A 15,408-nucleotide genomic window follows, 5' to 3' on the forward strand; every position below is an offset into this window, starting at 1 on the left:
GGTTTTTCAGCATAATCATGTTTCATGAGAGCCTTTCATGTGACATACTTTGCTCTTGTAACCACCAAACTCACGTTTCATGAACCTTTCATGTGACATACTTTGCTCTTGTATTCACTAAACTCATGTCTCATGAGCCTTGCATGTAACATACTTTACTCTTGTAACCACCAAACTCTCGTTTCATGAACCCTTCATGTGACATACTTTGCTCTTGTATTCACTAAACTCTTGTCTCATGAACCTTTCATGTGACATACTTTGCTCTTGTAACCACCAAACTCTTGTTTCATGAACCTTTCATGTGACATACTTTGCTCTTGTAACCACCAAACTCTTGTTTCATGAACCTTTCATGTGACATACTTTACTCTTGCTCATCTTAATATCCTTCTCATGAACAAAAGGCATCGAGATTCGAATCTCGATGCCTTTTGTCGACAACTAGAAAACCAATCAATGGATCGGTTTTTTTTTCTTATCGTACATTCCCCTTTATCTTTGCACTCCATTTCCTCTTCTCATCTTTTAAGGAAATTTTAAGGTTAGCCTTATACAATTCCAAAAGAGACAAAATACAAATTCCCATGTATATAGAGGAGGAAGAACAATGAAAAAATGGATTGCAATTGCTGTAATCTTAATTCTAGTCGTAGGAGGGAGTTTTTGGTTTTATCAAAGTAAAAAGACAGCTGCTCCTGTAGAACAAGATATTATGACGACCACGGTCCAAAAAGGAGACATTAAAGTTCGGGTGAGTGGTTCTGGCTCTATCTCATCTATTAACAGTTCCGACATTACTTCTGAATCAGAGGGGATTGTGGATGAAGTATTAGTCGCAGTGAATGATGTGGTGGAAGAAGGAGATGAACTTGTCACTTTTACAGATGGAAGTGACCCAATCACTGCTCCTCACGCTGGTACGATTACGTCACTAGATATTGAGGATGGAAGTCGAGTTCAGTTAAATCAAGTGGTCGGACATATCACAGATTATAAAACACTTCAAACTGTCATTAGTGTGGACGAGCTTGATATCACAAGCATTAAAGAAGGACAAGAAACGGAAATTACAGCGGATGCTTTCCCAGATGAAACGTTTGAAGGAACTGTAACGGCCGTTTCAAAGGAAGGAGCATCTACGAATGGAGTTTCTAGCTTCAATGTGAATGTACAGCTAACAGATCCAAAGGAGCTATTAATTGGAATGTCAACCGAAGTAACGATCACAACGGAAAGTAAAGAAAGCGTTCTGTATGTTCCGATTGAATCTGTTCGAGTGAACGGGGACGAAAAATATGTGATCGTACAGGAATCAAGTGGAAATTCAGAAGCTACGACACAGCAAGTGGTCGAGACGGGCATTAACGATGATCAAAATATCGAAATCGTCTCTGGATTAACAGAGGGACAATTTGTCCAACTAGCAGTAACTATTTCATCCGAAACTCAAGGTCAGGGCTTCCCTAGGGGTAATGGCGGACAAAGCTTCCCAGGTGCTGAAGGTGGACAAGGTTTTCCAGGTGGAGGGCAAGGATTCCCAGGCAACACAGGCAGGGGGAATCAATGATGTCCCATCCCGTTATTGAAATTCAAAAACTAGCAAAGTCTTATGAACTTGGTGGAGAGACCATTCATGCCTTACAGGACGTCTCACTAAAGATCAATGAGGGGGATTTTATCTCCATCATTGGTCCTTCCGGATCGGGAAAGTCTACGTTCATGAACATGATTGGGTGTCTCGATAAACCTGACTCTGGTGAATATCTCATCGATAGTAAGAATGTGGCGAAAATGAATGACAATGAGCTAGCCATAATACGCAATGTAAAAATAGGATTTATTTTTCAAAACTTCAACCTTATAAACAAACTAACAGCTCTCGAAAATGTGGAACTTCCACTTATTTATAGAGGGATGAGCGCAAAAGAAAGGAAAGAAACAGCCTTATCCTGCCTAAAGTTAGTCGGGTTAGAGGACCGTTGGGGCCACTTACCAACTCAACTTTCAGGCGGACAACAGCAAAGAGTTGCCATCGCTAGGGCGCTCGCGGGGGATCCTACCGTTCTTCTTGCTGATGAACCGACGGGAGCATTAGATAGCAAGACTAGTAAAGATGTGTTGCAGCTCCTAAAACAATTAAACGAAAAAGGACACATCATTGTTCTGATCACTCATGACTTAGACGTAGCAAAACAAGCAAAGCGGATTGTTCGGATCCATGACGGTCAATTATATGAAAATGGAGGTGACTGGTTTGAACCTAATCGATTCTATCAAGATGGCCCTAAAGAGTATCAAAAACAATAAACTTCGCTCTTTCCTAACGATGCTTGGGATTATTATTGGGGTTGCATCAGTCATTACATTAGTCGGAGTTGGACAAGGTTCTTCTCAATCTGTTACAGACGAAATTGGAAGCCTTGGAACAAATCTATTAACGCTCAGTGTTACCGACACTGAGTCGGTCCAAATAGAAGTTGATGATCTAGGGCTCATTGAGGAGCTAAATGCTATCTCCGAGGTGGCACCTGTCGTTTCTGGAAGAGTGTTGGCCAAATATGATGAGAACGCGACCCAAGTTTCAATCACTGGAACCACATCCGCCTATTTATCTGTAAGGGGATTGACCCTAAGTCAAGGCCGCTTTATATCAGACATGGAGCAGGAATTAAGACAAAAAGTCGTTGTCCTTGGCTCCGACACAGCAGACACGTTATTTCCGAGAGCGAACCCTGTTGGCGAAAGCATCAAAATTAATGGAGTCTCATATAAAGTGATTGGCGTTTTAGAATCAATAGGCAGTTCGCTAGGTTCAAGTGGAGATAGTGTTATCTTCGCTCCTCTATCTACTACGCAAAGATTAATTCAGGATACAACCATTGGGACCGTTTATTTGAACACTGAAAATAGTGACTCGGTCAATTTTGCGAAGTTACAAATCCAGGGAGTTATGACAACTTTATTTCCAAATTTGAGTGATTCTTACTCTATTTCAAGCCAAGAAGATTTAATGGAGACGATGAGTTCTGTATCCGATACGATGACGCTTATGCTTGGTGGCATTGCAAGTATTTCCTTACTTGTCGGTGGAATTGGCGTTATGAACATCATGCTTGTATCCGTATCAGAACGAACAAAGGAAATTGGAATTCGTAAAGCTATTGGAGCGAAAAGAAAGTCTATATTGTTACAGTTCCTCATTGAAGCGGTCGTTTTAAGTATGATCGGTGGCTTAATCGGTATTCTTTTAGGAATCGGCATTTCAAAACTACTAGAAATATTTGCTAGTATGACGATCTCGTATTCCTTAAACGTAACCTTAATTGCTTTCTTATTTTCTTGCGCCATTGGGATTATTTTTGGCGTGTTCCCTGCCAATAAAGCTTCGAAGCTAGATCCAATCCAAGCTTTGCGGCAGGAATAATAAACATGGCACCTACAAAATGTAGGAAGCTTCCGGTTTGTCTCATTCGATCTAACCATCTCTCACCCTTAAGCGGAATTTTTCCTGTTATCTCCTCAATGAAGTCCCTTTTAGGGGAAATAACGGAAGATTTTCCGCTTATGGAAGGCAAAAGCGTTTATTTTGGCATTTTTCGAGGGAATAGCAGGAATTTTTCCTGTTATTTTTTCTGTGTAAATAATTCATTTTCATGCATGGGTTGAGAGTCAAAACTCATGAATGTTTTTATACCGATACTACTACCGTTTATACGAAGATTTCATCGAACACTAATCCACAAGTCGAGGGAATTTATAAATCCCTGGAATAATAAAAATGGCTAACCATCTTACTGAATGCTTGATGGTTAGCTTCCATTCATAATGTTGGGAGAGATTGAAATGAAAAAAGTTAAAAAATGGGTTGGTATTTTAGCACTGGTATTCCTTATTTTACAATCCACCGTTGGAATTATTAATTATACTCAAACAGGTGCAAAACAAGGTTTTCCGAGTGGTATGGAGAGAATGAACTCTGGTGGTGGTATGCCACCGCAAATGAATAACACCGATCCCCAAGACGGCGCTACTGAAGATACTTCTGGAACGGTTTCGAGCACAGAGAGACCGGATATGCCTCAAAATGGTAAGATGCCTAATTTTAACAGTTTTGAACAATCGTCTGGTTCTTCTTCCTTTTTAAGAAACCTTGAAAATGGAGTAGTAGGTGTCATGATCGATGGTTTGTCCCTTTTACTGGCTGTGACATGGATTGGTCTATCCGTTTTAACGAGAAGACAAAATAAAAAGGTAACTCCAGAGGTTTAAGTGCAAGGAGATGACTTAAAATGAATTTAAAGAAAAAGGTCAAAGTCGTGACCGTTGGAACCTTCATTACATTGGCGAATATATACCCATATTCAGTTGACCATACAAGTGCTGAAGAAATATCTATTGTTGAAAACAGCTTACAACTAAAATCATTATTCATTTCAGAAGTTCAATTGAATCAACCTTTTTCACCTGATGTAAGCTCCTATACAGCAAATGTAGCAAATGAAATTGATCGTATGAGCTTACAATTCGAAACCATGGATGAGTCGTCAGCTGTAACGATTAACGGGGAATCTGTTGAAAGTGGCAACGAGACGATCCTCAACCTAGATACAGGAGAAAATATTTTTTACATTGTAGTGACTAATGGGACTGATACAAACACTTACACCATAACAGTTATGCGTGCACAAAATGACAATAATCAATTAGCAAACCTAACACTTACAAGTGGCAAACTTTCATTTGACCCAAATGTGACTCTTTATGAGGTAAAAGTAGATTCCGAGATAAATACTGTCACGATCAAACCAGAAGTAGCGGCTAACACATCTACTGTAAAAATTAACGGAACTGTCGTTGGTGAAGAAGGATTTACGATGGAGCTTCCGGTCGGTATCTCTACGGTAAGCATAATCGTAACTGCAGAAGATGGTGCAGAGAGAACGTACCAAATTACGTTTACTAGAACAGAAGAAAAAAACAATTCCAATGAGAACACAGGAAAACAGCCTTCACAGAATACCGACTCTAATAGTGAGCTAATAGAACGTCCTATACAAAACACCGATTCTAATAGTAATCAAACACAACGTCCGGATTTACCACAACAATCGCAAAATAATAGGACAACATCTACCCTGTCTGGTGGCGGTGGGTTTGATACTGAGGTAGTAAAACAGACAAAAGCAAACCTTACATCCTTAACTGTTTCTGATGGGACTTGGAATAAATCTTTTAGCCAAGATGTATACACCTATCACATTGAAGTAGAAAATAATATTTCAAGTGTAACGATTTCTGGAAGTCCCGAGGAAAGTGATGCAAAACTGACGATTGAAGGGATTGAAGCAACAAACAGCTCCACAGTAGCAATTGGTAACACTTCTAAAACTGTTATTTCTGTTGCTGTCACCTATGAAAACGATCGAAAAACCTATGTCCTCATATTTGATAAAAACATTTCTGAGGAAGAAACAGGGAATGAGGTAGAGGATGAATCCGGTACAATGGGAGAGGACAATAATGCAGAGACACCTTCTACTGATGAGGTTAGCACACAACCAGAAAGAGGACCAAATAGAACTGAAATGAATGCAGGCTTTGAACAATCAGCAGAAACCACTTCTTTCTGGCAAAAGATTTTATCGTTTTTTGGATTTTAAGAACCTAAATTGGGCAGGAATAGGGAGCGTATTGCCTCTTCCTGCCTTAATTTAAGATTGAGCAGGATTGTTTGGTACCACAAAACATTGTTAGTGATTTTTTTCTCGCCAACAAAAGTAAAAACAGATGCTGAGCACCTGTTTTATTTTTTGTAAATATCGATATTTATTCAACCTAAAAACTAAGATCTTCTCCGTTCGTTGCAATCACTTTCTTGTACCAATCAAATGATTTTTTCTTCGTTCTTTTTAATGTTCCATTTCCTTCATCATCCATATCTACATAAATGAAGCCATATCGTTTTTTCATCTCTCCAGTTCCTGCTGAAACCAAATCAATGCAACCCCACGGTGTGTAACCCATCAATTCAACACCATCTAAAGTAACCGCCTTTTTCATTTCTGCAATATGATCACGGAAATATTCGATCCGATAATCGTCCTCTACATAGCCATTTTCATCCGGCTCATCCATCGTTCCCATTCCGTTTTCTACAATAAAAAGTGGTTTTTGATACCTGTCATACAATTCAGATAGGGTGTATCTTAGCCCAACTGGGTCAATCGCCCAACCCCACTCTGTTTTTTCTACGAAAGGATTTGTATCCCCCATTTGCCCACCGGTATCGGTATTCTGAACGATTTCAGTATGGTATACACTGCTACGATAATAACTAAATGCTAAAAAATCTGAAGGATTTGCTTTAAGTATTTCGTCATCCCCTGGTTCTTTATGGATCGTTACTCCCATCTCTTCAAAAAAGCGGTCGGCGTAAGATGGATAATATCCCCGCATCATCACATCAGAATAAATCAGAGCACCTCTACGATAATCTAAAGCTCCAAATACATTTTCAGGCTTACAATCTTTCGGGTAAATACAACTTAATGCCACCATACAGCCAATCTTTGCATCTGGAATGATCTCGTGACAGAGCTTATTGGCAAGTGCACTCGCAACAAACATATGATGCTTGGCTTGATAACGTACCTGCGCGGTAGCCTCTCTTGTTCCCATAAAAGCATAACCATTTAATACATTTATTTCATTAATCGTGATCCAATGCTTAACTAAATCTTTATATCTTGTAAAAACTTCTTTGCACATTCTTAAAAAACAATCAATGGTCTCACGACTGCCCCAACCATTAAAATGCTCCGCCAAATATGCAGGAGTTTCAAAATGATAAAGCGTGACTAATGGTTCGATATTGTATTTTTTACACTCTTTAAAAACTTCTTCATAAAATTTTAACCCTTCTTCATTCGGTTGTTCTCCTTCAATTCCACCTTTTGGGAAAATACGGGACCAACTAAGAGATAAGCGGAAACTCTTAAAACCCATTTCTCCAAAAAGAGCAATATCTTCTTTATAATGGTAGTAAAAATCAACCGCTTTATGGCTTGGATAATAAACATTTTCATCAATATAGCCTGATGCCCCTTCTGGTATCGTATCAATTTTGGGATCCCCAGTAGGTCGTCGGTTTACCATTGTTTTAGTGCCATCTTTTAACTGGATCGTAATTTTTCTTGGCCGTTCTGCAGAACCGTTTGTTATAAAGTCACTTGTGGCAAGCCCTCTTCCGCCTTCATTGTACCCACCTTCATATTGGTTTGCAGCTACTGCTCCGCCCCATAAAAAATTTTCTGGGAATGTTTTTTTCATTGAAGTTCAATTCCTTTCTATTGAAAACGAATTAATAGGTGCAAATAAACGATATCTTGAATAAAAAAAGCCCAAAAAATTGGGCAGGATTTGTTTTAAACCTTCTTGATCAATTGATGCAAGTCGATGATTTCTCTAGCAAAATCTTTAATGGTCAATGTCGTCATCAAATGGTCTTGCGCATGAATCATAATAAGAGGAATTTCGAATTCCGCTCCGCCTGCTTCCTTTTGGATTAAATCTGTTTGAACATGATGTGCTTCATTGAATGCAGCATCTGCTTCAGTCAGTTTTATTTCGGCCTCATCAAAATTACCTTTTTTAGCTTCTTGCATCGCTTCCATAGCAAAGCTTTTTGCATTTCCAGCATGAAGGATTAATTGAAATGCAAGATTATAGAGTTCTTCTTTGTTCATGATTGAATGATTCATGATTAACAGCCTTTCTTATGATATTAGGAAAGAAAGATTCACCTCTCCTGGCAATTTTTTCGTCAATGTATAATGAGACAGGCACTAGTCAAACTAATGCCTACTCACTTTCTTATGCGATAACATCTTTCTTTTCACTAGTGTTCATCGCATCTTCTTCTCTCTTCTTCGCCTTATCATACATTTTGAAGAATGGAAGATAAATTAAGAATGAAATCACAATGTTTACGATATTCATGATTGCACCTGAAATATGTCCGCCACTAGCAAGATACCCCGAGATAATTGGCGGCATCGTCCAAGGTACTGCAATCCCTACAGGTTTTGCTACCCATCCGATATCCATTCCAATGAAAGTTACAATGACGGTAACAATTGAAGTCACGACGAATGGAATGATCATAATTGGGTTTAACACAATTGGCATACCAAAGATTAATGGTTCATTAATATTAAAGATACCCGGCCCAAATGCCAAACGACCAAGACTTTTCATTTGTTGAGATTTTGCAAACAATATCATTGCGAGAACCAAACCAAATGTTACTCCCGTTCCACCAATATGGACAAAATTGTCCCAGAATTGTTGTGTTACAATGTGTGGGACAGGTTGACCAGCTTCATAGGCAGCCATATTGTCACCCATAGCACCAAACCAAATTGGTTCCATTACGCTTTTAACGATGTTTGTACCGTGTAAACCAGTAGACCATAGCACTGTTACAAATATTTCAGCAACAATGGTTCCACCTAGAGTAAGACCTACCATTTTTAGCGGGTCACCTAAAAGAGTCGTAACTAAGCCATTGATGCTTTCATAAGGTGTTAATTCTACAAGTAAACGGATTCCCCAAACGACAAGAAAAACGATAAGCCCTGGAATTAAGGCCGCAAATGATTTACCAACACTTGGTGGTACACCTGCTGGCATTTTAATGACAATATCCTTTTTGACGACCCAACGATAAATTTCAGTTGATATTATGGCAAAAAGTAATGCAACAAACAAACCTTTACTGCTTAAGAACGCCTTTGAAATAGTACCCGTTACCAAAATTCCTGCTTCAGCTCCAGCTGGCGTATACATAAAACTAAATGGTGTGGTTAATAGAAAAGCAGAAACCGAGATAGTACCCGCACTCATTGCATCAAGCTTATAGCTTTCTGCTAATCGGTAAGCTACAGCGAACGATGCGATAATTGACATGATGTTAAACGTTGCATCTACTGGATAACTTAATTTAGCTGACCAGGTTGGACCAAAAATGGAAGTCATCCAGTCTGCATAACCTGGAATTGGAAAGTTAGCGATAATTAAGAATAATGAACCAATAACAATGAAAGGCATCGTCGCGATGAGACCATCACGAAGAGCCAATAAATGCCTTTGTGCACCAATTTTGGCTGCAACAGGCATGACTTTTTCTTCTAGAACTCTGTTGAATTTCCCCATATTCTTTTTCCCCTTTGTTATTTGTTATTCACTAGATTTATCGCTGTTTTGAGAACTTCTTCTCCATTACACGTACCGTAGTGAATTGGATTGATTGAATCCACAGGAATACCTTTTTCATCACCTAATGTTTTCATTTTCCCAAGTAGGTATCGAACTTGTGGTCCTAAAAGAAGAACATCGGCATTGTCTATATGTTGATTAACGGCATTAGCTGGCACAGCCCAAATTTTCCCTTCTAAACCTTGTACTTCAGCTACTTTCTCCATTTTAGTCACCAATAAGCTTGTACTCATTCCCGCTGCACAGCATAATAAAATATTCATAATTTTATTCCCCCTATATCCATAAAAGTTATTTTGAAAAAATCTAAACCATCTTTTTTAAAAATGTTTATTTACTTTCTATATTTAGTTTATGTTGAAAGCGTTTCATTTTACAGAAACGATTTTTCCGTTAGCTAACGGAAAAATCGATGATCTTATAATGGTATTATCCTCCGATAATATGCTCATAACCAAAAAAGGGTATCCCGTTTGGAATACCCTCATTCTTTCTATTCATAATTAATAGTAACCATTGCCTAAGTTGAAAACTGTTACGATTCATTTAGAATCTTGATTATTTCTTCAGCTGATTCACTCTTTAGAAGTTTTTGGACTGCTGTACTGTTTTCAAGTAGAGCAATGAGTTTATGATACATTCTTTCCAGATCATCTTCAGGTACTTTTCTTATATTTAACAAACAGACAAATTGAACCATATGTTTATCCGTCCATTCAATCGGCTTCTTTAATGTACACACTGTCCAAAAGGTTTCATCTGTTACCGGTGTTAGTGGATGAGGGATAGCTACCAGATTCCCAAAATTGGTTGGGGCGAGCGCTTCCCTTTCCAACACCGAATTCACGTAATCTTTAGAGACAAGTTTTTGCTTATATAATTCTTTACATAGAAAATGGATGACGCTTTCTTTATCCTGAAAGTCTTTATGAATAAACACTCTTGATTCGTCTAAATAGCTCTGTTTCTCAGACTCTTTTACAGACGATAGTCCTTCGCGGATATTAGCAATATCCCCTTCTCCTAAAAAGGTATTAACCACTTTTATCGGAACACCTATCTCTTCTTTAATTGGAATCGTACTAATAATAAAATCAATAGAAGATAGGTCGTATTCGTTTAATTGATAATAATTCGTTGTCGCCACAATTTCGATTTCATCTTTAAATTCATTTTTCAAACGATAAAACAAAAGCTTTGCGCTTCCAACGCCAGACGCACACACCACAATGACCCGCTTTGTCCTTTTATGCCTTGTCTTCATTCTTTCTAATGCTACACCGATATGTAGGGCAATATAAGCAATTTCGTGTTCCCCTACCTCAATATGCAAATATTCTTCGATACATCTGCTTGCTATAGCAGCCCCCTCAAAGGCACTAGGATATTTCCTTTTTATCTCGTCTAATAATGGATTTCGAATGTTCATGTTATAGCGCAACCGGTTCATCGCTGGCCGAATATGCAGACTCAGCGCTTGAATAAATTCGGAATCATCATGAAGATCCCAATTTAATTCGGTTTTCAATCTATCCAGCATGCACTGAATGATGGTACCTAACTCATCAAATTTACCAAATTCATCTAACGTATTCTTATGAATTAATTTTGTCCCCAACAAATGAACAATAATATAATCAATCTCAGATTTAGGAAATTCTAACCCTGTGAACTCCTCTACCTTTTTTACGATTTCATTGGCTACTATTCTTTCAAAGGGGTATTTTCCTGTTAAATCGTGTTCAAGATATTCTATGACAAAGCCTTCTTCAATTCTCTTGCATCCAATTGTAATATGGGTTGCAAGATTTTCAAGAGCAATGTCAGATATCTCAATTTTGTATTCATTCACCTTTTTTATAATCGTTTCTTTTATTTTATCAAATAGTTTTTCATTCAAAAGTTGAAAAGAAGGACTGTCAATGTTCAAATTGCTATTTCGGATTAAAATATAATTTGAAAAACATAGTCGTTTCATATATTCATTACCTTCAGCCTGCGTTCCATAATGCGGTCTAGAAACTAACTTCAAATCATAGCTTTCCAATATTTCACGGACCATTTTTAAATCATTTTGAAGCTTAGGCTTTGAAATAAATAGTTCTTCCTCAAGACTTTCTAATTTTATTGGTTCTTTTTCTAATAGAAATCGTTTTAATATATACAAGACCCGATTTGCCTGTTCGGAAAAATCGACTTGATGCTCTTTCATCAAATCATCGGCATGAGGATGGAACGCTGCTTCAAAGACTTCAAAATCCTTTATCGTTAATTGATATCCTTTTCCACGAATCGATTCAATTATTATTCCTAACGAAGACTGGGATTGCAGTTCTTTTATCTCGGTGCGAATCGTTCTGTCACTCACACCAAGTTCCTTCGCTATCCATTCGGCCGTAACAGGTTCCTTCTCCTTCATTAAGGACAACACAATATCTTTTTGTCGTTTCGAGACCATTTTCTCTCACCTTCCTTAATGAGTTGATCTAAGATTATTGGACCATATTTATATGTTTCGTTCTATAATCCTACAACAATTCCAAGATGGTCGCTATTAAACAAGAAAATGAATCCTCGAGCTTTATTTCTTAAAAATCATAAATATTCAATCATACTTTTTTATAATACTGCTTTTTTTGATAAAAACAAGGTGTTTCCTTTTTGAAGCAACTTCGATTGAGGAATGAACTCGTGGTAAAACCATTGGAAAAATGATTGAACTTTATGAAGAACCAGTCTCTTAGCTAACAGAAACAGAAGTTAGTTTCCTACAAATAATGGACACTTATTGCACAAAGATCAAATAAGAGAGGCTTCCCATTTCAAGGAAACCTCTAAAATTAGTACCTTATTTAAGACAATGTTAACATCTAGTAATGCTCCAAAGAAGACGACTATAACCCGAAGTAGGATTCATTGCACTAATTCATTTGCTTGAAATTCTTTCCCATGTGGACGTTGATTGAAGTGTTATTAAATCAATTAACTGAACATATCGATACGTTTTTGGCCAACTGCAAAATACGGATTTTTTGTTAAACATCATCTTTGTGAAAAACGAATTGGGTACAGGAGTCCAGCCGTCCGTAGGGATTAGTTCAATTGTTACCTCGTTCCCTTCTCTCTTTACAGTGTAACGACCACTAATAGACCCCATCTCAGAATCGACACTAATTTTAAAACGGTCTGCATACTCACTATTGTTTGCCAACTCCCCTAAATTCGGAATACCTTTATAAAACTCTACTGAAAATGAGTGATTGCCTTTCTGTAACATCATTAGTTTCAGCTCGTTTTCCTCCGTAAATCGATACTTGATCCCCTCACGTACAATGGTCCTATTATCCTCAATACAATATTCCTCTAATGCACCTTTACTTGCTTTTGCAAATTCTACTATCTGACAGTCCTCACTATATCTTGTGTAATAGCGCCATTGAAAATCTTTCGGTAACGGTATAGGAAAGTTATCTAACTTCAATTCATTTCCATTTATCATCACTTTTACATCCGTCTTTTTTTTGCGGACAAAATCAAAGTTGTACAAAAAGAAAAGTGGCAAATACGATGGTTTTTCTGTTGATGAGCCGATTGGGGCAAGAAGATTTAAACCATATGTATTCTTTGTCGAGTACTCAGTAATATTAACAACTATTAGACGGTCAAATTTATCGACAAACTGAAAGGCGATATGCACACAACCATCAATTTTTTCAAATCTTGTATTCTCCATCTCTACCCTTATTCGTTCACATAATCCTTTTCCTGTAACATCAAAGCTATCATCATTCCCAGTATCTTTAAGGTTCATCTCATCATAAACATCAACATATCCATCATCTCTATAAGCAATGACTCGATAACCTTTAACATGCCCTTCATCATCTATATATTGGGGTTCAAGACCGATATAGTGCTCATCCGGACTTTTTTCGCAATTAACAAGTGCCAATTTTTTCAATGGCTGATACGTAAAACTAAAGGGAATAATGACTTTTTTTTGATTTTGCTCACTTCTATTTTCCTTCACTGTTTTCATTCCTTTTAAGAAAATTAAGTTACTATCTAGAACATGAAGTCACTGCATCTTATGTTTGAAATTTTCTAAATTCTGTTTATATATTAACATAAATATCCAATTTCTTTTTTAAAACTCTTGAACAAATCATGGACAGTGTGTAAAACAATAGTCTCCTTAATTCTTATAAACATCTATACTTGTCAACTTACATACACTCTTTTACAAAGTCACACCAAAATCTTGACACAAATTAAAATTTCACCCGTCTAATAAGGTGAATTCAAATATCGGGGGCCCTAACTTTATGACAGATGTTAGAGAGGTTATTTCAGAGTGGTTTTACCTATACAGCAATGATGTGTACGACTTTTTGGTTTACTACACTGGTACAACAGATGTGGAGGATTTAGTACAAGAGGTTTTTATTAAAGCTGGGTGTTGAACAAAAAGCACCCGAAATATACAATGCCCTTCGCAACCGAGATATGGAATTACTATCAAGTTACGTGCACTCGGAAAAAGGTCTATTCTTATCACTAGCCCCTTACTTGGAAAACTATGGAGCGACTTTCAAAAAAAATGAAGTCCCATCACTACTAGAAGTTGACACCGAATATGTATGGGGCATCGGAGAAGCCAATATGGATCTAGTTTATACACCAAAAGGTTACATGGATAGGTTCTTAAAACAAGATACTTTCCTCGACCCAAATAATGCATTTTTTGATTCACAAACGCAACGTAGCGACTTGATCAAACCAATAGAAGCAGCCTTCCCAGAGGCAAAAATCGTCGAGTTTTATAAAGAAACACAATATGAAGATTGGAAAAGTGTATACCTTGTTTTCGAACCTAACGAACAATCAAACTGGGAACTCGTCGCGATTTTAAGTGATGAGTGGACACCTTAAATCATAGAATTCTTTTAAGTTAGAGAACGTTGTTAGATCGTGTCATTCTTGCGAATAAAAAACCTCTTGAAATTTCTTTCGAGAGGTTTTTTGACACTTGTTATGGCAGGGTTCCATCACACCGCCCGCAAGCTATGAGTGTATAATATGTTAACTTGGTGTGCGTTAAGTTCGGTATATCAAGTTTTTTCAAAATTTGACTATAACATCTTTAACGGAGAGTTACCGTTTTTCATTGGATTGCGTTAGCATAATGTTAGCATCGTAGATAAAATGGAGTAGAGGTGCTTATCTTAAACTGACAACTATACTGTGTATTTTACTAAGCGTTTTTATTTATTGTACTTAAATATAGGTTTAATGAATCTTCTACTTCGCACGCGACTAACTTTATAAAGTCATCATATTCTTTTTGTGTATGTGCTTTATCTAATGCTTCATAATAAGCTATTCGATTTTTTGCTTTAATAACAATGGGTGGAAAACCGTCTTTCATAAGTTCCAAATTTAGCAACAAGCGTGATGACCGGCCGTTCCCATCAATAAATGGGTGAATTCCAACAAAAATAGCATGTAACATAGCTCCACGGGCAACTGGATGCATTTTTTTCGTTTCACCTTGTTCATACCATACCATCAGCTGTTCCATCTCCTCTTTAATAAGGATGGGAGCTGACGGTATATGTTTAGCACCAGAAATAAAAACTTGCTGGTCTCGGTATACACCTGCATATTCATCATCAATGCCTTTTAGTACAAGTCGATGTAAGTTCTTAATTTGCCATTCCGACAGAGGTTCTCCCTTTTGTACAATCTCCTCTACATATAGAATGGCATCACGATGATTAAGAACTTCCAAATGTTCACGTAGCGTTTTACCACCAACCGTAATTCCTTCTAAAACCACCTTAGTTTCGTAAATCGTTAACGTGTTTCCCTCAATCGCATTAGTATTATATGTCCATTCGAGTAATAACTTTTCACGTAAACTTTTAACTGTGTATTTAGGTAATGGCCGATTGGCATCTAGAAGAGCTTTTTTTTGATTAATTTCTTCAAACATTGGCTTCACCTCTCTTCACTGGAACATATACTGAAATTGAGAATACCATTCTTGCTCTGAATATACCTTTAAACCAATTTTAATCAAATATATGGTATTTAGTACATATTTTTCCAATATATACAAATCTATTT

General features: G+C 37.3%; 13 protein-coding genes and 1 pseudogene. 7 read left to right on the plus strand and 7 right to left on the minus strand.

The window, feature by feature from the left end:
* Nucleotides 1-610: 610 nt before the first annotated feature.
* The 5 genes from AA0X71_RS22040 (at nt 611) to AA0X71_RS22060 (ending at nt 5,663) form a co-directional block, all read left to right on the plus strand.
* Nucleotides 611-1,570, plus strand: coding sequence for an efflux RND transporter periplasmic adaptor subunit (locus AA0X71_RS22040; RefSeq protein WP_413357434.1), 960 nt, complete (start codon nt 611-613; stop codon nt 1,568-1,570).
* Nucleotides 1,570-2,310, plus strand: coding sequence for an ABC transporter ATP-binding protein (locus AA0X71_RS22045; RefSeq protein WP_413362722.1), 741 nt, complete (start codon nt 1,570-1,572; stop codon nt 2,308-2,310). Before AA0X71_RS22040 ends, AA0X71_RS22045 begins: the two co-directional genes overlap by 1 nt.
* A complete protein-coding gene (locus tag AA0X71_RS22050; RefSeq protein ID WP_413362724.1) occupies nt 2,249-3,427 on the plus strand; it encodes an ABC transporter permease in 1,179 nt (392 codons plus the stop codon). The genes AA0X71_RS22045 and AA0X71_RS22050 overlap by 62 nt, the downstream gene beginning before the upstream one ends.
* Before the next feature lie 419 nt (nt 3,428-3,846).
* On the plus strand, nt 3,847-4,272 hold the full coding sequence (locus AA0X71_RS22055) for a hypothetical protein (protein WP_413357436.1): 426 nt from the start codon (nt 3,847-3,849) through the stop codon (nt 4,270-4,272).
* A 20-nt stretch (nt 4,273-4,292) separates the two neighbouring features.
* The gene (locus AA0X71_RS22060; RefSeq protein WP_413357437.1) at nt 4,293-5,663 is read left to right on the plus strand and encodes a cadherin-like beta sandwich domain-containing protein; all 1,371 of its coding nucleotides are present in this window, start codon (nt 4,293-4,295) and stop codon (nt 5,661-5,663) included.
* A 175-nt stretch (nt 5,664-5,838) separates the two neighbouring features.
* On the opposite strand, the gene AA0X71_RS22065 is transcribed toward AA0X71_RS22060, so the two are convergent.
* The 6 genes from AA0X71_RS22065 to AA0X71_RS22090 form a co-directional block, all read right to left on the minus strand.
* The gene (locus AA0X71_RS22065; protein WP_413357439.1) at nt 5,839-7,332 is read right to left on the minus strand and encodes a family 1 glycosylhydrolase; all 1,494 of its coding nucleotides are present in this window, start codon (nt 7,330-7,332) and stop codon (nt 5,839-5,841) included.
* Nucleotides 7,333-7,427: 95 nt separating this feature from the next.
* Nucleotides 7,428-7,763 carry a PTS lactose/cellobiose transporter subunit IIA gene (locus AA0X71_RS22070; protein WP_413357441.1) on the minus strand — a complete coding sequence of 112 codons (336 nt, stop codon included), beginning with the start codon at nt 7,761-7,763 and terminating at the stop codon, nt 7,428-7,430.
* A gap of 112 nt (nt 7,764-7,875) precedes the next feature.
* Nucleotides 7,876-9,216 carry a PTS cellobiose transporter subunit IIC gene (gene celB / locus AA0X71_RS22075; RefSeq protein WP_413357442.1) on the minus strand — a complete coding sequence of 447 codons (1,341 nt, stop codon included), beginning with the start codon at nt 9,214-9,216 and terminating at the stop codon, nt 7,876-7,878.
* A 17-nt stretch (nt 9,217-9,233) separates the two neighbouring features.
* Complete coding sequence (locus tag AA0X71_RS22080; protein ID WP_413357443.1) at nt 9,234-9,542, minus strand: PTS sugar transporter subunit IIB; 309 nt, start codon at nt 9,540-9,542, stop codon at nt 9,234-9,236.
* 272 nt (nt 9,543-9,814) lie between these two features.
* The gene (locus AA0X71_RS22085; RefSeq protein ID WP_413357444.1) at nt 9,815-11,737 is read right to left on the minus strand and encodes a BglG family transcription antiterminator; all 1,923 of its coding nucleotides are present in this window, start codon (nt 11,735-11,737) and stop codon (nt 9,815-9,817) included.
* Nucleotides 11,738-12,205: 468 nt separating this feature from the next.
* Nucleotides 12,206-13,309: a hypothetical protein gene (locus AA0X71_RS22090; RefSeq protein ID WP_413357445.1), complete on the minus strand. Its 1,104-nt coding sequence runs from the start codon at nt 13,307-13,309 to the stop codon at nt 12,206-12,208.
* 295 nt (nt 13,310-13,604) lie between these two features.
* On the opposite strand from AA0X71_RS22090, the pseudogene AA0X71_RS22095 reads away from it, so the two are divergent.
* Nucleotides 13,605-13,733 (plus strand): annotated as a pseudogene (locus AA0X71_RS22095) (RNA polymerase sigma factor); the annotation flags it as partial.
* A gap of 208 nt (nt 13,734-13,941) precedes the next feature.
* The gene (locus AA0X71_RS22100) at nt 13,942-14,211 is read left to right on the plus strand and encodes a hypothetical protein (protein ID WP_413357446.1); all 270 of its coding nucleotides are present in this window, start codon (nt 13,942-13,944) and stop codon (nt 14,209-14,211) included.
* 322 nt (nt 14,212-14,533) lie between these two features.
* Here AA0X71_RS22100 and AA0X71_RS22105 read toward each other — a convergent pair whose 3' ends face one another.
* The gene (locus AA0X71_RS22105; RefSeq protein ID WP_413357447.1) at nt 14,534-15,274 is read right to left on the minus strand and encodes a Fic family protein; all 741 of its coding nucleotides are present in this window, start codon (nt 15,272-15,274) and stop codon (nt 14,534-14,536) included.
* Nucleotides 15,275-15,408 lie beyond the last annotated feature (134 nt).

This window comes from Robertmurraya phoenicis (assembly GCF_047302285.1).
Lineage (GTDB): Bacteria > Bacillota > Bacilli > Bacillales > Cytobacillaceae > Robertmurraya.